General features: G+C 72.7%; 21 protein-coding genes and 2 tRNA genes. 14 read left to right on the forward strand and 9 right to left on the reverse strand.

Features of this window, described 5'->3' with window-relative positions; genetic code table 11:
• Positions 1-126 precede the first annotated feature (126 nt).
• From HUT16_RS18405 to HUT16_RS18430, 7 genes are all read left to right on the forward strand, one after another.
• Positions 127-771, forward strand: a complete 645-nt coding sequence (locus HUT16_RS18405; RefSeq protein ID WP_176189242.1) for a DUF3566 domain-containing protein — start codon at positions 127-129, stop codon at positions 769-771.
• A 222-nt stretch (positions 772-993) separates the two neighbouring features.
• Positions 994-2,379, forward strand: coding sequence for a cyclopropane-fatty-acyl-phospholipid synthase family protein (locus HUT16_RS18410; RefSeq protein WP_176189243.1), 1,386 nt, complete (start codon positions 994-996; stop codon positions 2,377-2,379).
• Positions 2,380-2,395: 16 nt separating this feature from the next.
• A tRNA-Ile gene (locus HUT16_RS18415) sits at positions 2,396-2,469 on the forward strand.
• Between the two features lie 283 nt (positions 2,470-2,752).
• Positions 2,753-3,655 carry an endonuclease/exonuclease/phosphatase family protein gene (locus HUT16_RS39260; RefSeq protein ID WP_176189244.1) on the forward strand — a complete coding sequence of 301 codons (903 nt, stop codon included), beginning with the start codon at positions 2,753-2,755 and terminating at the stop codon, positions 3,653-3,655.
• Positions 3,656-3,745: 90 nt separating this feature from the next.
• Positions 3,746-4,117, forward strand: coding sequence for a DUF6191 domain-containing protein (locus HUT16_RS18425; RefSeq protein ID WP_368662689.1), 372 nt, complete (start codon positions 3,746-3,748; stop codon positions 4,115-4,117).
• Between the two features lie 100 nt (positions 4,118-4,217).
• Positions 4,218-4,346: a DLW-39 family protein gene (locus HUT16_RS37420; RefSeq protein ID WP_014137031.1), complete on the forward strand. Its 129-nt coding sequence runs from the start codon at positions 4,218-4,220 to the stop codon at positions 4,344-4,346.
• Between the two features lie 110 nt (positions 4,347-4,456).
• Positions 4,457-4,529, forward strand: a tRNA-Ala gene (locus tag HUT16_RS18430).
• 67 nt (positions 4,530-4,596) lie between these two features.
• On the opposite strand, the gene HUT16_RS18435 is transcribed toward HUT16_RS18430, so the two are convergent.
• Positions 4,597-5,544 carry a DUF5324 family protein gene (locus tag HUT16_RS18435; RefSeq protein WP_176189245.1) on the reverse strand — a complete coding sequence of 316 codons (948 nt, stop codon included), beginning with the start codon at positions 5,542-5,544 and terminating at the stop codon, positions 4,597-4,599.
• A 166-nt stretch (positions 5,545-5,710) separates the two neighbouring features.
• On the opposite strand from HUT16_RS18435, the gene HUT16_RS18440 reads away from it, so the two are divergent.
• Together HUT16_RS18440 and HUT16_RS18445 are read left to right on the forward strand one after the other, a co-directional pair.
• The gene (locus tag HUT16_RS18440) at positions 5,711-6,238 is read left to right on the forward strand and encodes a peptidylprolyl isomerase (protein WP_176189246.1); all 528 of its coding nucleotides are present in this window, start codon (positions 5,711-5,713) and stop codon (positions 6,236-6,238) included.
• A gap of 137 nt (positions 6,239-6,375) precedes the next feature.
• Positions 6,376-7,275, forward strand: coding sequence for a rhomboid family intramembrane serine protease (locus HUT16_RS18445; RefSeq protein ID WP_254897859.1), 900 nt, complete (start codon positions 6,376-6,378; stop codon positions 7,273-7,275).
• Between the two features lie 279 nt (positions 7,276-7,554).
• Here HUT16_RS18445 and crgA read toward each other — a convergent pair whose 3' ends face one another.
• Entirely contained in the window at positions 7,555-7,809 is a 255-nt protein-coding gene (gene crgA, locus HUT16_RS18450; RefSeq protein WP_176189248.1) for a cell division protein CrgA, read from the reverse strand.
• Positions 7,810-7,963: 154 nt separating this feature from the next.
• Here crgA and HUT16_RS18455 point away from each other — a divergent pair, with 154 nt between their 5' ends.
• The 5 genes from HUT16_RS18455 (at position 7,964) to HUT16_RS18475 (ending at position 11,439) form a co-directional block, all read left to right on the forward strand.
• Positions 7,964-8,734: a DUF881 domain-containing protein gene (locus tag HUT16_RS18455; RefSeq protein ID WP_176189249.1), complete on the forward strand. Its 771-nt coding sequence runs from the start codon at positions 7,964-7,966 to the stop codon at positions 8,732-8,734.
• Positions 8,735-8,838: 104 nt separating this feature from the next.
• The gene (locus tag HUT16_RS18460; protein WP_033214160.1) at positions 8,839-9,009 is read left to right on the forward strand and encodes a hypothetical protein; all 171 of its coding nucleotides are present in this window, start codon (positions 8,839-8,841) and stop codon (positions 9,007-9,009) included.
• Between the two features lie 59 nt (positions 9,010-9,068).
• Positions 9,069-9,731: an aminodeoxychorismate/anthranilate synthase component II gene (locus HUT16_RS18465; RefSeq protein WP_176189250.1), complete on the forward strand. Its 663-nt coding sequence runs from the start codon at positions 9,069-9,071 to the stop codon at positions 9,729-9,731.
• A gap of 280 nt (positions 9,732-10,011) precedes the next feature.
• A complete protein-coding gene (locus HUT16_RS18470; protein ID WP_368662690.1) occupies positions 10,012-10,692 on the forward strand; it encodes a class E sortase in 681 nt (226 codons plus the stop codon).
• An 18-nt stretch (positions 10,693-10,710) separates the two neighbouring features.
• A complete protein-coding gene (locus tag HUT16_RS18475) occupies positions 10,711-11,439 on the forward strand; it encodes a class E sortase (protein WP_176189251.1) in 729 nt (242 codons plus the stop codon).
• 82 nt (positions 11,440-11,521) lie between these two features.
• On the opposite strand, the gene pknB is transcribed toward HUT16_RS18475, so the two are convergent.
• The 7 genes from pknB to HUT16_RS18505 form a co-directional block, all read right to left on the reverse strand.
• Complete coding sequence (gene pknB, locus HUT16_RS18480) at positions 11,522-13,558, reverse strand: Stk1 family PASTA domain-containing Ser/Thr kinase (RefSeq protein WP_176189252.1); 2,037 nt, start codon at positions 13,556-13,558, stop codon at positions 11,522-11,524.
• Between the two features lie 279 nt (positions 13,559-13,837).
• Complete coding sequence (locus tag HUT16_RS18485; RefSeq protein ID WP_176189253.1) at positions 13,838-15,295, reverse strand: penicillin-binding protein 2; 1,458 nt, start codon at positions 15,293-15,295, stop codon at positions 13,838-13,840.
• The gene (locus HUT16_RS18490) at positions 15,292-16,797 is read right to left on the reverse strand and encodes an FtsW/RodA/SpoVE family cell cycle protein (protein ID WP_254897860.1); all 1,506 of its coding nucleotides are present in this window, start codon (positions 16,795-16,797) and stop codon (positions 15,292-15,294) included. The genes HUT16_RS18485 and HUT16_RS18490 overlap by 4 nt, the downstream gene beginning before the upstream one ends.
• A gap of 34 nt (positions 16,798-16,831) precedes the next feature.
• On the reverse strand, positions 16,832-18,331 hold the full coding sequence (locus HUT16_RS18495; RefSeq protein WP_176189254.1) for a protein phosphatase 2C domain-containing protein: 1,500 nt from the start codon (positions 18,329-18,331) through the stop codon (positions 16,832-16,834).
• Between the two features lie 45 nt (positions 18,332-18,376).
• The gene (locus HUT16_RS18500) at positions 18,377-18,901 is read right to left on the reverse strand and encodes an FHA domain-containing protein (protein WP_176189255.1); all 525 of its coding nucleotides are present in this window, start codon (positions 18,899-18,901) and stop codon (positions 18,377-18,379) included.
• 12 nt (positions 18,902-18,913) lie between these two features.
• Complete coding sequence (locus tag HUT16_RS39775) at positions 18,914-19,174, reverse strand: FHA domain-containing protein (protein WP_368662691.1); 261 nt, start codon at positions 19,172-19,174, stop codon at positions 18,914-18,916.
• Complete coding sequence (locus HUT16_RS18505) at positions 19,171-19,788, reverse strand: DUF3662 domain-containing protein (RefSeq protein WP_368662692.1); 618 nt, start codon at positions 19,786-19,788, stop codon at positions 19,171-19,173. The genes HUT16_RS39775 and HUT16_RS18505 overlap by 4 nt, the downstream gene beginning before the upstream one ends.
• Positions 19,789-19,870: the final 82 nt, after the last annotated feature.

Raw genomic sequence — 19,870 nt, forward strand, 5'->3', positions numbered from 1 at the left:
CCCGCCCCGCCGCCCGGCGGAGCGGGCACCACGGGTTGAACCGAGGGCCACCCGGCCCGCGGCGCAGGAGCACAAGACGGACCAGGACGGTGCGATCGTCCTGGCGGACGGTTCGGGAGGACCACGGTGAGCGGAGCCACGGGTGCTGGAGGTGCCACGGGCGGCCTGGCGGGCGGGCAGCAGGCCTACGGAGGCCAGACCCCGCCCCCGCCGCCGAGCACTCCGCCCGCGGGCGGTTTCTCCCAGCCGACCACCTACGCCAAGGGCCAGCCCACCCCGCCGCGCGGCACCCGGGTCCCGGGCTCCCCGGGCTCCCCGGGCGCTCCCGGCCAGGGCGGCGGCCAGCCCCGCCGTCCCGGCGGTCCCGCGCCGACCCCGGGCGGCGGCACCGGTCGGACCCGCAAGGCCCGGCTGCGGGTCACCAAGGCCGACCCCTGGTCGGTGATGAAGGTCAGCTTCCTGCTGTCGCTGGCCCTCGGCGTGATCATCATCGTGGCCGCCGCGGTGCTCTGGATGACGCTCGACGGCCTCGGCGTCTTCTCCTCGCTCAGCGGCACCCTGAAGGACGTCACCGGCAGCGGCTCCGACAGCTCCAGCGCCTTCAACCTGATGGACTACATCGGGTTCGGCAAGGTGATGCTCTTCACCACCCTGATCGCCCTGGTCGACATCGTCCTGATGACCGCCCTGGCGACCCTGGCCGCGTTCATCTACAACTCGGCCGCCGGCTTCACCGGCGGCATCGAACTGACCCTCGCCGAGGAGGACTGACCCCGCGTCGGCCCGGCGGAATTCCCGGGGCCCCGGAGGCCGTTGAAGCCTCCGGGGCCCTTCGCCGTCCCCGGGGGCAATCGGGTGACCGCCCGGTGCACCGGGATTGGCGCCGCGGCCCGCAGCGCACAGATGGAAGAACGGGAACGGTCAGCGGGCCGCCCGGCCGCTTCCCGCGGTCACCGGGCGACCCCACGGGCACGACTGGTCGGAAGGTCCGTCATGGGGCAGCACGCACAGCAACTGGTCGGCGCGGTGGAGGAGCTGATCGGTCGTCCGGTCCCCCTGCGGGTGCGCGCCTGGGACGGCTCCCAGGCCGGCCCGGCCGGCGCCCCCACCGTGGTCCTGCGCAACCGCCGCGCGCTGCGCCGCCTGCTCTGGGCGCCCGGCGAACTCGGCCTGGCCCGCGCCTACGTCTCCGGGGACCTCGAACTCGCCCCCGACACCGACCTGTACGAGGTGCTGGCCGCCGTCACCGCCTTCGCCGAGGACCCGGACGCCCCCCGTCCGGAGCTCGGCCCCCGCGAGTACCTCGGCGCTCCCGGCCGCCGCCTGCTCGCCACCGGCCTGCGGCTGGGCGCGCTCGGCCCCAACCCCGCTCCCCCGCCCGAGGAGGTCGTCCAGCGCCGCGGCCGGGCGCACAGCCGCGGCCGGGACCGCGCCGCGATCAGCCACCACTACGACGTCGGCAACGACTTCTACCGGCTCGTCCTGGGCCCCAGCATGGTCTACTCCTGCGCCTACTGGGAGCCCGCCGCCAAGAGCCTGGAGGACGCCCAGGCGGCCAAGCTCGACCTGATCTGCCGCAAGCTCGGCCTGCGCCCCGGCATGCGGCTGCTGGACGTCGGCTGCGGCTGGGGCTCGCTGGTGCTGCACGCCGCCCGCCACTACGGCGTCCGGGCGGTCGGCGTCTCCATCTCCACCGAGCAGGTCGCGCTGGCCCGGCAGCGGGTCGCGGCGGCCGGTCTCGCCGACCGGATCGACATCCGGCTCCAGGACTACCGGGAGATCCCCGACGGCCCCTTCGACGCCGTCTCCAGCGTCGGCATGGCCGAGCACGTCGGCTCCGCCCAGTACCTGCGCTACGCCCGCCACCTGTACGAGCTGCTGGCGCCCGGCGGCCGGCTGCTCAACCACCAGATCGCCCGCCGCCCGCTGCCCCCCGGCCAGGAGTACCGGCTCTCCCCCTTCATCGACCGCTACGTCTTCCCCGACGGCGAGCTCTCCCCCGTCGGCACCACGGTCTCCCGGCTGGAGGAGGCCGGTTTCGAGGTCCGCGACGTCGAGGCCCTGCGCGAGCACTACGGCCGCACCCTGCGCGAGTGGGTCGCCAACCTGGAGGCGCACTGGCCCGAGGCGGTCGCCCTGGCCGGCCGCGGCCGGGCCCGGGTCTGGCGGCTCTACATGGCGGCCTGCGCCGTCTCCTTCGAGCAGAACCACATCGGCATCAACCAGGTCCTCGCCGTCCGCCCCACCCCCGCGGGCGCCTCCGGACTGCCCCCGACCCGCCCGCAGTGGCTCGCCGGGGCCGCTGAGCAGCACCGCGAGCAGGGCCGTCCGCAGGGGCACCGGGATACGGATTTGGGAGATCGGCCGACGGTCCGCTAATCTTTGAGTGCGGCAAGGGCCTATAGCTCAGACGGTTAGAGCGCTTCCCTGATAAGGAAGAGGCCACAGGTTCAAGTCCTGTTAGGCCCACCTGCGCGAAGGCCCCGATCACCTGGTGATCGGGGCCTTCGACGTGTTGGGCCCGTAACCCCGCCCCGGCCCGCTCGTTGGGCCCGGTGCGCAGAGGCAACACAGGGTGAGCTGACTCGAAACTGATGTGAAGTCGGGGATAGCCGGGCGACAGACCCGGTCATCGGGTGACGTGGGACGTAGCGCGACCTCTGCTCCGGTCGGCGGATGATCCGGCCCCGCCCGCCCCGGGCTCCCGGGCGGTTCCCACGTCATGTCTTCATTCACCCTGTGAGGCACTCCCATGTCCATGGAAGCCGCGCTGCTCGAATCCAGGACGCTCCGCAGCGGCCTGTGCGAGCGCACCGAAGCCCTCGACGAGGTCAAGGCCCTCGTCCTGCTGCCCGACGGCCTGTACGTCACCACGCGGATGGTGGCGGACTACTTCGAGGTCGGCGAGGACGTCGTCCGACAGTTGGTCCGACGCAACCGGAAGGAGCTGGAGAGCAACGGATACTTCATCCACAAGCCTGTGGAAAACCCCGCAGGCCAGAGTGACAAGATGTCACTCTGGCAGGTCAGCGGCCATGAAGGGGGCGAAGGCGCTCCGCCGGCGGACAACCCCTACGGCCGCCCGCAGGGCGGTGGCAACGGCGTCGCCCTTTACTCGCGGCGGGCCGTGCTGAACGTCGCGATGCTGCTGCGGGACAGCGAGGTGGCCCGGCGGGTGCGCGGGCGGTTGCTGGACGCGGTGGAGGCGGCGGCGCGGCCGGTGGTGCGGCCGCCGGTGGTGCACGCGTTCCGGGGGCGGCCGTGGCGGCGGTGGAGCGAGCTGCGGTGGGACGAGTACGAGGCGGAGCGGCGGGACCCGGCGGTGGCGGCCTGGCGGCGGCGGATCGACGGGCTGGAGCCGTTCGGGGCGTACCGGCCGGGGGAGGACGGTCCGGCGGTGCCGTACGCGGGGGAGCCGGAGCCCGGGTTCACCGCGGCGGACCTGCCGGCGCTGGTCGCGGGGCTGGTGGTGTCGGTCGGGTCGATCGAGCGGCGGCTGGAGGCGCAGGGGGTGCTGATCACCGCGATCGGTGAGCGGATCTCCCGGCAGGAGGCGCGGATCGACGCCGTGGAGGCCCGGTGCGACGCCCTGGCCGAGGACGCGCGGGCGATCCGCCGGGACGTGGCCCACCTGCGGCGGCGGCATCGGCGGTAGGCCGTAGCGGGAGGGGTGCGCGGGCGCGCCGCCGGGCGGGAACGGTGGCGCGCCCGGGCGCGTTGCCGGGGCGTGGGAATCTTCTGGGCGATGAGCCTGCCGGGGCTGGTCTGCGCGCTGGTGGTGCTGGCCTTCGTGGATCAGCTCGCGCTGCGGGCCAGCCGGAGCCGCTGGGTGCCCTGGCGCGGGTCGGGCCGGGAGGGGCAGGTCTCGGCCACCGGGTTCGAGCAGTTGCACGCCCAGTTCGCGGCCGGGAAGCAGGCCGAGCTGGAGCAGCGGAAGACCACCCTGATGCTCCGGGACGAGGAGGGCGAGGGCGCCCCGCCGCGTTCGACGGTGGACTTGGACGGGGGCGTGGCGGTGATCCGCGCGGGGGACCGGCGGTCGGACGATCGCACTGATGGTGGGGTGTCAAAGCCGGTGGCGGATCGGTCGGTTGGCGGTGGCGGGGGCCGCTCTTGAACCGGTTACCGGTGTGTATCATCGGCCCCAGGGCGGTCTGCACCCTGACCGCCGGTTCGTGCTCCCCCATCCAAGCAAGCAAGAAGGACGAGGTCCCACGGTGAAGAAGCTCCTCCTGGTCGCCCTGGTCGCCCTCGGCGGCTTCTTTGTCTACCGTCAGGTCCAGGCGGACCGCGCCGAGCAGGACCTGTGGACCGAGGCGACCGACCCGGTCCCCGCCGGCCGCTGAGCGCCGACTGACGCAGTCTTCTCGGACCGGCCCGCGGAGCACGGGCCGCGGCCGGTCCGAAACCCGCGTGGGCGGTTGCCCGGGAGCGGGTAGGCTATCCCCCGTTGCTCGGGGCCTTAGCTCAGTTGGTAGAGCGCTGTCTTTGCATGGCAGATGTCAGGGGTTCGACTCCCCTAGGCTCCACAGTCGACGAACGGCCCCCGACCTGGGGAAACAGGTCGGGGGCCGTTCGCGTGTGCTCGGGGCGCGCTCAGTGCGGCTTGCGCGGGTCGTGCGGCTTGGGGCGGTCGTCCGAGGCGGGCTTGGCGTCGGCGTCGGTGTCACCGTCACCGTCGATCTGCGCGCTGCCGTCGCCGGAGCCGGGCTCCTCGCGCGGCACGGAGCCGTTCAGCACCGCGCCGCCGACCGGGCCGCCGGCGACGCTGCCGGGGGTTGGCTCGTCGGGGGAGACCGGGGAGACCGGAGAGACCGGGGAGGACGGGGCCGCGGCCGTCGCGGTGGACGAGGCACCGGCCGGGACGGTGCTCGGCGGGGTGACCGGCGCCGGGGCCTCGGTCAGCCACTCGGGGTTGTTCTGCTTGCGGTACCACTGCCAGGCCAGCACGCCGGTGCCGATGGCCAGGGTGCCGGCCACCGCGAGACCGGTGGCCCAGCCGTTGCGGTGCTGCTTCTTGGCGTTCTTCGCGGCCAGCGCGCCGATCTCGGCGGCGCTGACGTTGCCGTGCAGCGCGGTGACCGCGGCGGCGCCGCGCTGCTGCGCCTCCTGGGCGATCGGGGTGACGGTGTCCTTGGCGGCCTGGAAGGTCTCGGTGACCTTCGGCACCACGGTGGCCTTGGCCTGCCCGGCGGCCTGCCCGGCCGAGACCTTGGCGGCGAGGGCGGCCTCCTGGGCCCGGTGGACGGCCCGGAGCGCGGCCTTCTGAGTCTCGGGGGGGAGGTTGGAGAAGGCGTTCTCCAGGTGCGGGGCGACGTGCTTGACGTACTGCACCCGGGCGGCGTGCGCGGCCTGCCCTGCTCCCGCCTTGGCCTGCGCCCCGGCGGCCGCGGCCTTCGGGCCGAGCGCCTCCAGCTTGGGGCCGAGGGTCTGCCTGGCCCCTTCCGCGTAGTGCAGGGCGGCCTCCTTGGCGGAGACGGCGTAGGGCGCGACGGCGTCCTTCGCCCGTCCGGCGGTCTCGCGCGCGGTGTCCGTACGGCTCACGGGCTTCTCCTTCTCGGCGGGTCTCCGGTGTGGTCCGGTATGCACTTTTCCACCTGATAGGAGATCATGCATCGCGCCCGGCCGCCGGGCACCTTCGGCTGAGCCGTACGCGGGCCGCGTGGGATGATTCTTCGGATAGTCAGTGGAAAACAAGGAAGGTACTGCCGTGGCCGAGGAACTCACCGCCACCCTGAAGACCAACCACGGTGACATCGTGGTCAAGCTCTTCCCGAACCACGCTCCGAAGACCGTGGCCAACTTCGTGGAGCTGGCCGAGGGCACCCGCGAGTGGAAGAACCCGGAGACCGGCGAGCTGGCCGCCAAGCCGCTGTACGACGGCACGGTCTTCCACCGGGTCATCGAGGGCTTCATGATCCAGGGCGGCGACCCGCTGGGCAACGGCACCGGCGGCCCGGGCTACAAGTTCGCCGACGAGTTCCACCCGGACCTCGCCTTCACCAAGCCGTACCTGCTGGCGATGGCCAACGCGGGCCCGGGCACCAACGGCTCGCAGTTCTTCGTCACGGTCGCCCCGACCACCTGGCTGACCGGCAAGCACACCATCTTCGGCGAGGTCGCCGACGAGGCCAGCCAGAAGGTGGTGGACGCGATCGCCACCACCGCCACCACCAAGCCGTACGACCGCCCGGTCGAGGACGTGGTGATCCAGCAGGTCGTCGTCTCGCGCGGCTGAGACCCGCGCCGCGCGCCCTCCCCGCGGGGGCGGCGCGCAGTAGCCTGGGCGGTCCCGGCGGTGCCCCGTTCGCGACGGTGGCGGCGCCGGGACCGTCTCGTTGAGGAGGAACAGCGGCGATGCATCCGGAGGAGCCCGTGCGACCGACGCCGGCGGACGGCCAGGGGACGGGCGGCGGGCTGCCCGGGTGCCACCGCCACCCCGAGCGGGAGACCGGGGTGAGCTGCGCGAGGTGCGGCCGGCCGGTCTGCCCGGAGTGCATGGTGCCCGCCTCGGTGGGTTTCCAGTGCCCGGACTGCGTGCACGGCGCCGAGGCCCGGCAGGAGCGGGACCGGCAGCGGCCCCGGACCTCGGCCGGGGCGCTGCTGGCGCTCGGCGACGGGGCGCTGGTCACCAAGGCGCTGATCGGGATCAACCTGGCGGTGTTCCTGCTCACCGAGTACCTGGCGCCCGCGCTCTTCGGCGACCTGGCCCTGCGCAGCATCGCCCCGCTGCCGGGGCTGCGGCTGGGCGTGGCGGAGGGGCCGGGGGAGTGGTACCGGCTGGTGAGCGCGATGTTCGTGCACGCCGGGGTGCTGCACGTCGCGATGAACATGTTCTCGCTCTGGGTGCTCGGGCCGCAGTTGGAACGGGTGCTCGGCCGCCTGCGCTTCCTGGCCCTGTACCTGGTGTCGGGGCTGGCGGGCAACGCGTTCGCCTACCTGCTGGCCCCGCCGGACCGCTGGCTGAACTCGGTCGGCGCCTCGGGCGCGATCTTCGGCCTGCTGGGCGCCACCGCGGTGCTGTTCAAGGTGAGCAGGACGCCGATGCAGCCGGTGATCGCGCTGCTGGTGGTCAACCTGGTGCTGAGCTTCTCGCTGTCCGGGATCGACTGGCGCGCGCACCTCGGCGGCCTGGTGGCGGGCGCGGCGGTCGGCGCCGGCATGTTCTACGCCCCGCGCGAGCGCCGGAACCTGGTGCAGGGGCTGGCGGTGGCCGGGGGGCTGGCGCTGACGCTGGTGATGCTGCTGGTCGGGACGGCCCGGTTGCCCGGCTGAGGTTGTCCACAGCCGGTGGACGGCAAAGCGTGTGCGGCCGGTCGATTGGATTTCCCGGCTCTACGCGCGTTATGCTGCCACGTTGCGAGTTATCCACAGGTCGGGCGGAGTTTTCCCCAGTGTGGACAACCCTGTGGATAAACGTTCGGACGTTCCGTCACGGCCCCGGTGTGGGCAGCGCAGGCACCGCCCCGGCGCGGTGGCCGGAGCGGTGCGGGGCGGAACGGGGCAGGGCGGGGGCGGGTCAGGCCGGAGCCTGCCGGGCGGGTCGGCCCGGCGTCACTTCCACTGGGTGGAGACGCCGAAGCCCGCCGCGATGAAGCCGAAGCCGACCAGGATGTTCCAGTTGTTCCAGCTGCCGACCGGCCAGTCGCCGCTGGTCACGTAGTAGGTGACGATCCAGACCAGGCCGACCAGGAAGAACACCAGCATCAGTGGTGCCACCCAGCTCCGGCCGGAACTGATCTTCACGGCCGTCGCGGTGCTCGGGGGCGGCGTGTAGTCGGCCTTCTTGCGGAGTCGAGACTTCGGCACGAGGGGTTCTCCTGTCGATGCGCTGTGACCGCGCGGGTGGGTCAGCGTGGGCGGGCGGCGAATGGCGGGCCGGTCCGTACGGTCGGTCCTCCGCACATGCCACCGGCGTCCGTTAGCGTAGTGGCTCGCCGGGTCATAAGGAGATAAGGGTACGGTGCCTGATTCCACGATTTCTTCCCCGTCCCCGGCTCCGCGCCCCCGGCGTGGGCGAATTGTCGGACGTGCCCTGACCTGCACCGTCTTCGCGCTCGCCGGCCTGCTGTTCTACGTCAGCGGACGGACCGCGCACGGCACCGACCTGCGCACCGACAACTCGCTGCTCAAGCTCAGCGACGTCATACAGCAGCGCTCCACCCAGAACCAGCTGCTGTCCGAGCAGGTCTCCGCCGACCGGGAGCGGGCCGACCGGCTGGCCACCCGGCAGGGGCAGAGCCCGGACGACGCGGCCAGGCTGGCCGAACTGCAGCAGGCCGCCGGGCTGGACGCGCTGCGCGGGCCCGGGCTGACCGTGACCCTGGACGACGCCCCGCCGGACGCCACCGCGCGGATCCCGAACGTCCCCGAGCCCGACGTCAACGACCTGGTGATCCACCAGCAGGACATCCAGGCCGTGGTGAACGCGCTGTGGCGGGGCGGCGCGGAGGGCATCCAGGTGATGGACCAGCGGCTGATCTCCACCAGCGCGGTGCGCTGCGTCGGCAACACCCTGCTGTTGCAGGGCCGGGTCTACTCGCCGCCGTACGTGATCCGCGCGGTCGGCCGGACCGACGCCCTGCGCTCCGCGGTGGACGCCGACCCGACCATCCGCAACTACCTGGGCTACGTGACCGCGTACGGGCTGGGCTGGAAGGTCCAGGAGAACGGCGACCTCACCCTGCCCGGGTACACCGGCTCCGCCGACCTGCGGGCCGCCACGGCCCCCTGACGGTACCCCCGCGCCGCCGCGCGCGTGCCCGATGCGCGGATACCCCCCTGGGCGGGTCGGCCGGGCGTCTACGCTTGTGCAGACCCGAATCACCGAGGAGCACCATGTACGGCTGGATCTGGCGGCATCTCCCGGGCCCCGCGCCGGTCCGCGCGCTGATCGCGCTGCTGCTCGTCCTCGGGGTGGTCTACGTCCTGTTCCAGTACGTCTTCCCGTGGGCCGAGCCGCTGCTCCCCTTCGGGAACGTGACGGTGGACCAGGGCACCGGCGGCTGAGTCCGACGCCGCTTCGAGCCCCCTCCGTCCTCGGACGCACCCCCACCCCAGGAGTAGCGATGACCTCCGCCGGCAGAGCGCCCCGGATCCTCGTGGTCGACAACTACGACAGCTTCGTCTTCAACATCGTCCAGTACCTGTACCAGCTGGGCGCGGTCTGCGAGGTCGTCCGCAACGACGAGCTGGCGGTGGCCGACGTCCGGCCGCGCGCGGGGGAGGAGGGCTACGACGGGGTGCTGCTCTCCCCCGGGCCCGGCACGCCCGAGGAGGCCGGGGTGTGCGTGGAGATGGTGCACCACTGCGCCCGGACCGGACTGCCGCTGTTCGGGGTCTGCCTGGGCCTGCAGTCGATCGCGGTGGCGCACGGCGCGGTGGTCGGGCGGGCGCCCGAGCTGCTGCACGGCAAGACCTCGCCGGTGCTGCACGAGGACGGCGGCGTCTTCGCCGGCCTGCCCTCGCCGCTGACCGCCACCCGCTACCACTCGCTGGCGGTCGACCCGGCCACCGTGCCCGCCGAGCTGGTGGTGACCTCGCTCACCGACAGCGGCGTGATCATGGGCCTGCGGCACCGCGAACTCCTCATCGAGGGCGTCCAGTTCCACCCGGAGTCGGTGCTCACCGAGGGCGGCCACCGGATGCTCGCCAACTGGCTCGCCGAGTGCGGATTCCCGGAGGCGGTGGGCCGCTCGGCCGGACTGGCCCCGGTCATCGGCCGGGGGTGACGCCGGTGACCGCCGTGCGTCCGGAGGGGGGCGCGCCCGAGGGGCTGGGGGAGTCCGAGGACTGGGGCGTCTACGAGCCCCCGGTCGAGCAGACCCTGAAACTGCGGCTGCCCGGCACCGCCGCGGCCGGGGGCGGGGGCGGGGACACACCCGCGCCGCCGGACGGCGGCCGGGCGGAGCGCCGCCGCGCCGCCGGCCGCCGCGGGCGGGCACCGGCCGCCGCCGGGCCGCCGGCCGGGCCGCCGGGCCGCGCCCGCCGCGTCCCAAGGAGCGCAGGCGGGTGGTGCTGGCCCGGCTGCTGGGGGAGGTGTTCATCACCCTCGGCGCGGTGATGCTGCTGTTCGTCTCGTACCAGCTGTGGTGGACCAACGTGCTGGCCGACCGGGACGCCGGCGCCGCCAGCGACAAGCTGGAGCAGCAGTGGGCGCAGCAGCCCGTGCCGTCCGGCGGCGGGAGCACCCCGGCGCCGCAGACCGCGTTCCAGCCCGGGCAGGGCTTCGCCATCATCCACATCCCGAAGCTGGGCCTGGACTACCCGATCGCCGAGGGCACCGACAAGCAGAAGGTGCTCGACCACGGCCTGGTCGGCCACTACACGGGCACCGCGATGCCGTCCGACCCGGAGGGCAACTTCGCGGTCGCCGCGCACCGCACCACGCACGGGCAGCCGTTCCGGAAGATCGGGCAGCTGGTGCCGGGCGACAGGATCGTGGTGGAGACCGCGACGGCGTACTACACGTACGAGGTGGCGGGCGGCATCCCGGAGACCCCGCCGAGCAACGTGACGGTGCTGCAGAAGGTGCCCAAGGGCTCGCCGTTCACCGCCGCGGGCCGCTACCTGACGATGACGACATGCACGCCGGAGTTCAGTGCCCGGGGAAGACTGATCGTGTTTGGCAAGATGGTCGAGGAACGGCCGAGGAGCCAGGGCCAGCCGGAGGCGCTGACCGGGCGACACTGAGCAGCGAGGCGCGGCACCATGGGCACAGCCATTCGGGGCGGGCGGCGGCGGGGGCGGCCGGCAGCGGTCCTGGGGCTGCTGGGGGAGGTGCTGATCACCCTGGGGCTGGTGCTGGCGCTGTTCGTCGGGTACTCGCTGTGGTGGACGGACGTGGTGGCCGACCGGTCCGCCGGGCGGATGGGGGACCGGCTGCGGCAGACCTGGACCGCCCCGGCGGCGCCCCCGGAGGGCTCCGGCACGGCGCCGGTGCCGCAGTACGCGGCGGGGGACGGGGTGGGCTTCCTGCACGTGCCGGCCTTCGGGCCCGGCGACCAGACGCTGATCCGGATGGGCACCACCGCGGAGGTGCTCAACGAGGGCGTGGCGGGCGTGTACGAGGAGCCGTACCGCTCGGCGATGCCGTGGGACGCGGAGGGCAACTTCGCGCTGGCGGCGCACCGGGACGGGCACGGCGCGAAGTTCCACGACCTGGACCGGCTGGCGGTGGGCGACCCGGTGGTGGTGGAGACCAAGGACGCCTGGTACGTCTACAAGGTCGCCGGGACGCTGCCGCAGACCTCCAAGTACGACGTGGGCGTGGTGGCGCCCGTCCCCGAGGGCTCGCCGTTCACCGGCCCGGGCCGCTACCTGACGCTGACCACCTGCACGCCGGTGTACACCTCCCGGTACCGGATGGCGGTCTGGGCCGAGCTGGTCCGGGTCGACCCGGTGGACGCGCGGCGCACCCCGCCGTCGGAGCTGCGCTGACGGGCCGCCGGGGCGCGCGGAACGGCCGAGGGGCCGCACCGTTCGGGGAGAACGGTGCGGCCCCTCGCGGGCGGTGCGGCGCTCAGGGGGTGGCGGGCTTGTCGCCGGGCCTGGTCCAGAGCTGGATCGTGGTGCCCTGGTCGACCAGGGTGTTGGCCGGCGGGTCGCTCTTGATCACGATGGCGTTCTCGTCCTGCGGGCCGCCGTTCACGACCACCGACTGCAGGTGGTTCTTCTGGAGATCGGCGATGACCTGCTTGTAGGTCCGGTTCTCGGTGATGGGCGTGGAGACCTTGTCGGCCTGCTTGCCGACCGTGAGGGTGACCGTGGAGCCCTGCTTGGCCTGCTGGGCGCCCTTCGGGGTCTGGTCGAGGATCTGGCCGGCCTGGGTGGGGTCGGTGACGGTCTTGGGCGCCGTCACGACGTTGAAGCCGGCCTCGTCGAGGATCCTGGTGGCCTCGTCCAGGGCCTTGCCGGTCACGTTCGGCACCGCGGTCTTCTGCTGGCCGGAGGAGACCGTCAGGGTGACGGTGGCGCCCGGCGCGGCCTTGTCCTTGACGTCCTGCGAGACGACCTTGTCCTGGTCGACCTTGTCGTCGTTGGCGTAGGTGACCTTGACGTCGAAGCCCTTGTCCTTGAGCGCCTTGGTCGCGGCGTCCTTGGCCTGGCCGGTGACGTCCGGCACGTCGACCTGGGCCGGGGCGGCGGTCAGGTGCACGGTGATGGTGCCGTCGGAGGCCATCTGCCCGGCCGCGGCCGGGCTCTGGGTGCAGACCTGGTCCTTCTGGATCTTGGTGTCGGCGCAGCTGGCCGCCGGGTCGCCGGCGGTCACCTTGAGGTTGGCGCTCTGCGCCTTGGCGGCGCTCTCCGCCTCGGCCAGGGTCAACCCGACCAGGTTCGGGACGGTGCTCTTCCCGGCGTTGCTGCCGCCGGTCTTCACGATGGACTGCACCACGAAGAAGGCGCCGACCAGGACCAGCACCGCCGCGACGGCGAGCACGATCCAGGAGGTGTTGCTCTTCTTCGGCTGCTCGTCGCGCCGCCGGCTGCTGCGGCCCTCGTAGCCGTCCCCGCCGCCGCCGTAGCCGTTGTCCTGGTAGCCGCCGTACGGGGCGGGCTGCTGCTGGTTGCCGACCGGCGGCAGCATGGTGGTCGGGCCGCCGCCCTGCTGGGGCAGCACGTTGGTCTGGCCGTACGGGTCGTACTGGTTGCCGCCCTGGTCGTAGCCGTAGCCGGCCGCGCCCATGCCGTAGGCCGCCTGCTGGGCGGCGTTGACCGGCAGGCCGTCGAGGAAGCGCTCGATGTCGTCGCGCATCTCGTCGGCGGACTGGTAGCGGTAGTCGCGCTCCTTGGCGAGCGCCTTGAGCACGATCGCGTCGATCTCGGGCCGCACCTCGGGGTCGTACGAGGACGGCGGCGCGGCTTCCTCGCGGACGTGCTGGTAGGCCACCGCGACGGGCGAGTCGCCGACGAACGGCGGCCGGACGGTGAGCAGTTCGTACAGCAGGCAGCCGGTGGAGTACAGGTCGGAGCGGGCGTCGACGGTCTCGCCCTTGGCCTGCTCGGGGGAGAGGTACTGGGCGGTGCCGATGACCGCGGAGGTCTGGGTCATCGTCATGCCGGCGTCACCCATCGCGCGGGCGATGCCGAAGTCCATCACCTTGACGTTGCCCTGCCGGGTCAGCATCACGTTGGCGGGCTTGATGTCGCGGTGCACGATGCCGGCGCGGTGCGAGTACTCCAGCGCCTGCAGGATGCCGATGGTCATCTCCAGCGCCCGCTCGGGCAGCAGCCGGCGCCCGGTGTGCAGCAGCTCGCGCAGGGTGGAGCCCTCGACGTACTCCATCACGATGTACGGGATGGAAATCCCGTCGATGTAGTCCTCGCCGGTGTCGTAGACCGCGACGATGGCCGGGTGGTTGAGCGAGGCCGCGGACTGCGCCTCGCGGCGGAACCTGGCCTGGAAGGAGGGGTCGCGGGCCATGTCGGTGCGGAGGGTCTTCACGGCCACGGTGCGCCCGAGCCTGGTGTCGTGGCCGAGGTACACCTCGGCCATGCCACCGCGCCCCAGGACGCCGCCGAGCTCGTACCTGCCGCCTAGGCGACGAGGCTCTTCCATATCTCCGACCCTCTCCCCCACCGGCAGGTGAGGATGTGACGTAGGTGTCCCCGCACGCTCTCTTCGGACGCGTCGGCCGCCACCGCGGTTTCACGGCCGGGGCGACTTTCCGGCTGCGGGTACACCCGCTGCTGGCGGATACGCTACCGGGCGAACCTGAGCCGACCCGAGCAGGCCGCCAGCTGAGACCAGACCGGTATCGACCGGGACGGTCCCATTGTGACAATTCCGGCCGCCGATCGAGGACCGGCGGCCGGAATGTGACGCATGCGACCGGAGCTACTTGCCGAGGGCCGCCTGCATCATCGACTTGGCGATCGGAGCGGCCAGCGAGCCGCCGGAGATCTCGGAGCTCTGCGCGGCGCCGTCCTCGACCACCACCGCGACCGCGACCTGCTTGCCGGAGGAGTCCTTGGCGTAGGAGACGAACCAGGCGAACGGCTTGCCCGCGTTGTCCTGGCCGTGCTGCGCGGTGCCGGTCTTGCCGCCGACCGTCACGCCGGGGATGGCCGCGCGCTTGCCGGTGCCGTCCTTCACCACGCCCTCCATCAGCTGCTGCAGCTTCTGCGCGGTGGCGGGCGAGACGGCCTGGCTCAGCTGGTGCTCGGAGTGGGTGGAGATGGCGTTGCCGGCCGAGCCCTCCTGGGAGACCAGGTACGGCTGCATCAGCGAGCCGTTGTTGGCGATCGCGGCCGCCACCATGGCCATCTCCAGCGGGGTGGCCCGGGTGTCGTGCTGGCCGATGGCGTCCATCGCGGTGCCGTCGGGGGAGGAGCCGCTCGGGTAGTAGCTGGCGGCGGCCCGGATCGGGACGTCCACCTTGTCGTTGTTGAAGCCGAACTTCTCGGCCTGCGCGCGCAGCGCGTCCCCGCCCAGCTCGGCGCCGATCTTGCCGAACACCGTGTTGCAGGACAGTGCCATCGCCGACGCCAGGGTGGCGTTCGTGCAGGGCTCGTCGGGGCTGTCGTTGACCAGCGGGGTGCTGGTGCCGGGCAGGATGTACGTCTCCGGGGTCTCGGTGGTGTCCCCCGGGTTCTTGAACTTGCCGCTCTCGAACGCGGTGGCGGCGGTGACCAGCTTGAACGTCGAGCCGGGCGGGTAGGTCTGGCGCAGCGCCCGGTTCAGCATCGGCTGGTTCGGGTCGTTCTGCAGCGCCGTCCAGGCCGCGGAGTCGGCGTCGCTGCCGCCGGCGAAGGTGCCCGGGTCGTAGGACGGGGTGGAGACCAGCCCCAGGATCGCCCCGGTGCGCGGGTCGATGGCCACCGCGGCGCCCTTCCGGTTGCCCAGGCCCTCGAAGCCGGCCTTCTGCACCTTGGGGTCGATGGTGGTGACGACGTCGCCGCCCTGCTTGGGCTTGCCGGTCAGCATGTCCAGGGTGTTGTGGAAGAACAGCCGGGAGTCGGTGCCGGACAGCACGCCGTCCTCCAGCTTCTCCAGCTGGCTGGCGTCGAAGATCTGCGAGGAGTAGCCGGTGACCGGGGCGTACATCGGCCCGTCCACCCAGGAGCGCTTGTACTTGTAGCGCAGGCCGTTGACGAAGTCGGACTTGGTGACCGGCTGGCCGCCGACGATGATGTTGCCGCGCGGGTAGGCGTACCGGTCGTACTTCACCCGCTCGTTGTGCTGGTTGTTCGCCCAGGACGCGGCCTGCACGCCCTGCACCCAGTTCACCCGGAGCATCAGGGCCAGGATCAGGACCAGGCAGAAGATCGACACCCGGCGGATCGGCTTGTTCACGAGGACGCTCCCCTGCTCTGGCCCGGCGCGCCGTACCCGGGCGGCCCGAAGCGGTCGGGTCCGGCGGGCTCCGGGATGGCCGGGGCGGGTTCGGCGGCCGGCTCGGCGGCCGGGCGGCGGGCGGTGTCGCTGACCTTCATCAGGACGGCGATCAGCGCCCAGTTGGCGACCACCGAGGAACCGCCCTGGGCGAGGAACGGCATCGTCATGCCGGTCAGCGGGATCAGGCCGGTGACGCCGCCGGCGACCACGAACACCTGCAGCGCGAACGCCGAGCTGAGGCCGACCGCGAGCAGCTTGCCGAACGGGTCGCGGGCCGCCAGGGCGGTGCGCAGGCCGCGCTGCACCACCAGGCCGTAGACCAGGAAGATCGCCATCAGGCCGGTCAGGCCCAGCTCCTCGCCGAACGAGCCGAGGATGAAGTCGCTCTTCGCGGCGAACTGGATCAGCCAGCTGCGGCCCTGCCCGAGGCCGGTGCCGACGGTGCCGCCGGAGCCCAGCGACATCAGGGTCTGGCCGATCTGCTCCGAGGACCGCGCGGGCGGGTGCGGCCCGAACGCGGCCATCGGGTCCAGCCAGGCGTTGATCCGGGTCTTCACGTGCGGCTCGCTGGTGGCGACCACCGCGGCGCCGCCGAAGGACATCAGCAGACCGAAGACGATCCAGCTGGTCCGCTCGGTGGCCACGTACAGCATCACCACGAACAGGCCGAAGAACAGGAAGGACGAGCCGAGGTCGGTCTCGAACACCAGGATCAGGATCGACAGCAGCCAGACCACCACGATCGGGCCGAGGTCGCGCCCGCGCGGCAGGTACAGGCCCATGAACTTGCGGCTGGCCAGCGCCAGGGCGTCCTTCTTGACCATCAGGAAGCCGGCGAAGAAGACGGTCAGGATGATCTTGGCGAACTCGCCGGGCTGGATCGAGAAGGACCCGAAGCGGATCCAGATCTTCGCGCCGAAGTCCTCGTCCCGGGACGGGAAGAAGGCCGGCGCGGCCAGCAGCACCAGCGCCACCACCATCGAGATGTAGGTGTAGCGCTGCAGGATGCGGTGGTCCTTGAGCAGCCACATCACGCCGATGAACAGCGCGATGCCCAGGCCCGACCACATCAGCTGGTTGGTGGTGGCCGGGAAGTTGTTGCGCAGCAGCTTGCCGGCCTTGTCGAGCCGCCAGAGCATCACCAGGCCGAGCCCGTTCAGCAGCGTCGCCAGCGGCAGCAGCAGCGGGTCGGCGTACGGGGCGAAGCGGCGCACCGCCAGGTGCGCGGCGCCGGCCAGCACGGCCAGGCCCAGGCCGTACGCCAGGATGTTGGCGGGCAGCGTGCCGTCCATCGCCAGGCCGACGTTGGCGTACCCGAGGATCGGGATGGCCAGGGCGAAGGCCAGCATCAGCAGCTCGGTGTTGCGCCGGTTCGGCACGGTGTCCCGGGCGGGTCGGTCGGCGGCGCGGCGCCGCCCGGTGGCGGGCGTGCGGCCGCCGCTCACGTCGAAGGTGCTCATGCCTGTGTGAAACCCCCCGGGTTCGACCGCGGCCCTACGGGGCCGGGCAGGACGCGGCGAGCTGCTGCTCCTGTTCGGTCAGCGGCGGTGCGGACGGCTCGGTGCCCTCCCCGGCGGCCGGGGCGTTCTTGGAGTCGGCGACCTTCTTGCAGACGGCGGCCTGCGCGCGCAGGGTGTCCACCTGCTTGCGGGCGTCGTCCAGGCCGCCGGCCTGGATCTTCTTGGTCACCTGGTCCCGCTGGTAGGCGGGCAGGTACTTGAGTTCGACGTCGGAGAACTGCTGGTAGACCGAGCTGAGCTCGATGCCGACCAGGCTCTGGTCCAGGCCCCGGTAGACCGCGACGTGGCCGTCCTCGGCCCCGACGTAGTACTGGTCCTGGTTCCACTGCCAGGCGAAGAAGCCGCCGGCGCCGAGCAGCGCGAGCACCAGCACCCCGATCAGGGTGAGCTTCAGGCCGCGCTTCTTCTTCCGGCGGTCGACCGGCTCGGCCTGGTCGAACTCCTCGTCGGGCGCGCCGTAGCCGGCCTCGCCGTAGCCCGCCTCGTCGGCCGGGGCGCCGTAGCCCTCGGGGGGGCCGAAGTCGCCCGCGGGGGCGCCGTAGCCGGGCTGCTGCTCGTAGCCGCCCCCGTAGCCCTGGGCGGGCCCGAAGGCGCCCTGCGGGCCCGGCTGCGGGCCGCGGCCGAGGCCGGCGGCCCGGCCGGCCGGGGTGTCCAGCAGCTGCGGGTCGTTGAAGTGGTGCGGCTGGCTCTCGGCGACCGCGCCGACCACCACCGGCGCCTCGGCGGCCTGGCCGCTGAGCGGGTCGGTGGCGCCGACGTCGATCACGTCGGCGACGATGCAGGTGATGTTGTCCGGGCCGCCGCCGCGCAGCGCCAGCTGGATCAGCTCCTGGACGGTCTGCTCGGGCGCGTAGAAGCTGCCGAGCGTCTCCTCCAGGGTCTGGTGGCTGACCGGGCCGGACAGGCCGTCGGAGCAGATCAGGTACCGGTCGCCGGCCCGGACCTCGCGGATCGACAGGTCGGGCTCGACCTGGCCGCGGCCGTCCAGGGCGCGCATCAGCAGCGAGCGCTGCGGGTGGGTCTCGGCCTCCTCGGCGGTGATCCGGCCCTCGTCGACCAGCCGCTGCACCCAGGTGTGGTCCTGGGTGATCTGGTCGAGCCGGCCGTCGCGCAGCAGGTAGGCCCGGGAGTCGCCGATGTGCACCTGGCCCAGCCGCTGGCCGTCCCAGAGCAGCGCGGTCAGCGTGCAGCCCATGCCCTCCAGCTGCGGGTCCTGCTCGACCATCTGCCGCAGCCGGTCGTTGGCGGTCTGCACCGCCTCGTTGAGCAGGCTCAGCAGGTCGGCGCCGGGGTGCGGCTCGTCGAGCCGGACGATCGAGCCGAGGACCTCGGAGGAGGCGACCTCGCCGGCCGCCGCCCCGCCCATGCCGTCGGCCACCGCGAGCAATCGGGGCCCGGCGTAGCCGGAGTCCTCGTTCCCCTCGCGGATCAGGCCCTTGTGCGAGCCGGCGGCGAAGCGCAGCACGAGACTCATGCTGTCCGGGCCCTCCTTCGGGTGGAGCTGGTCCTCATGCGCTGACTACTTCCGCAGCTCGATGACGGTCCTGCCGATTCGGATCGGCACGCCGATCTGGAGCGGCATCGGCGTGGTGAGCCGCTGCCGGTCGAGATAGGTGCCGTTGGTGGAGCCTAGATCCTCCACCGTCCACTGCCCAGTCTGATCGGGGTAGATCCTGGCGTGACGCGAGGACGCGTAGTCGTCGTCCAGCACGATCGTGGAGTCGTGCGCCCGGCCCAGCGTGATGGTCTGGCCCTGGAGCGCGACGGTCGTTCCGGCCAGCGAGCCCTGGGTCACCACCAGGTGGGTGGGCTGGCCGCGGCGCTGCCGGGCCTGGGCCTGCTGGGCGCCCGCCGCGGGGGCGCCCTGGCCCTGCGGCGGACGGCCCGCCCCGGCGGGGGCGGGGGCGGTGGCCCGTTGGGCGGTGCGCGCCGCGGCCTTGGTGGTGAACAGGTCGCTGCGGATCACCTGCACCGCGACGATGACGAACAGCCAGAGGACGGCGAGGAAGCCCAGCCGCATGACCGTCAGGGTCAGATCAGACATACCGGCCCGCTTCTACCCTTCGACCTGTCGGTAGACGATGGTGGTCGACCCCAGGACGATCCGGGAGCCGTCGCGGAGCGTAGCGCGCTGGGTGTGCTGCCCGTCCACCACGATGCCGTTGGTGGAGCCCAGGTCCAGGACCATCGCGGGCGTACCGGGACGGATCTCCGCGTGCTTGCGGGACACTCCGGGGTCGTCGATCCGGATGTCCGCCTCGGTGGAGCGGCCCAGCACCACCGCGTTCTGGCTGATCTGGTGCCGGGCGCCGTTCACCTCGATCCAGCGCCGGGTGCCGGCGCCGCCGTGGCCCGCGCCGGGGAAGGGCCGCACGTTGGCCCCGGCGGCGGACGCCGGGGGCGCGGCCGGCATCGCGGGCGGGCGGCGGGCGGCGCCGGGCGCCGTACGGGCGGCCGCCCCTGGTGCCAGGGCGCGCCGGGCGCGGGCGGGGTCGGCGGGCGCCCGTACCCGGGCTGGGCGGCGGGCGGCTGGGCGGCCGGGGCCCGCTGGGGCTCCTCGGCGGTCAGCGTGCGGCTGCGCACCCGGTAGAGGCCGGTGTCCAGGTCGTCGGCCTTCTCCAGCGCGACCTGCAGCGGGCCCATGAAGCTGTACCGCTGTGCCTCCGCGTACTCGCGGACCATCCCGGCCAGCTCGTTGCCGAGCTGGGTGGAGTAGGGGCTGAGCCGCTCGTGGTCGTGCGGGCTGAGCTCGACGATGAAGTCGTTCGGGACGACCGTGCGGTCCCGGTTCCAGATGGTGGCGTTGTTGTCGCACTCGCGCTGCAGGGCGCCGGCGATCTCCACCGGTTGGACCTCGGACTTGAACACCTTCGCGAAGGTGCCGTTGACGAGACCTTCGAGTCGCTGCTCGAACTTCTTCAGGACTCCCACGGGGCACCCCCTCTCAGGGCGTCGGACGGGCCGGTTCGTCGGCTGGAAAGCGGTACTTCCGTACTGATCGTATCCACGCCCG

The organism is Kitasatospora sp. NA04385 (assembly GCF_013364235.1).
GTDB lineage: Bacteria > Actinomycetota > Actinomycetes > Streptomycetales > Streptomycetaceae > Kitasatospora.

Excerpts from the sequence above, each read along its gene's own strand:
- HUT16_RS18410 (WP_176189243.1), top strand. The coding sequence starts at position 994 with ATGGGGCAGCACGCACAGCAACTGGTCGGCGCGGTGGAGGAGCTGATC.
- HUT16_RS39260 (WP_176189244.1), top strand. The coding sequence starts at position 2,753 with ATGTCCATGGAAGCCGCGCTGCTCGAATCCAGGACGCTCCGCAGCGGC.
- HUT16_RS18425 (WP_368662689.1), top strand. The coding sequence starts at position 3,746 with ATGAGCCTGCCGGGGCTGGTCTGCGCGCTGGTGGTGCTGGCCTTCGTG.
- HUT16_RS18460 (WP_033214160.1), top strand. The coding sequence starts at position 8,839 with ATGTACGGCTGGATCTGGCGGCATCTCCCGGGCCCCGCGCCGGTCCGC.
- HUT16_RS18465 (WP_176189250.1), top strand. The coding sequence starts at position 9,069 with ATGACCTCCGCCGGCAGAGCGCCCCGGATCCTCGTGGTCGACAACTAC.
- HUT16_RS18475 (WP_176189251.1), top strand. The coding sequence starts at position 10,711 with ATGGGCACAGCCATTCGGGGCGGGCGGCGGCGGGGGCGGCCGGCAGCG.
- pknB (WP_176189252.1), bottom strand. The coding sequence starts at position 13,558 with ATGGAAGAGCCTCGTCGCCTAGGCGGCAGGTACGAGCTCGGCGGCGTC.
- HUT16_RS18490 (WP_254897860.1), bottom strand. The coding sequence starts at position 16,797 with ATGAGCACCTTCGACGTGAGCGGCGGCCGCACGCCCGCCACCGGGCGG.
- HUT16_RS18495 (WP_176189254.1), bottom strand. The coding sequence starts at position 18,331 with ATGAGTCTCGTGCTGCGCTTCGCCGCCGGCTCGCACAAGGGCCTGATC.
- HUT16_RS18500 (WP_176189255.1), bottom strand. The coding sequence starts at position 18,901 with ATGTCTGATCTGACCCTGACGGTCATGCGGCTGGGCTTCCTCGCCGTC.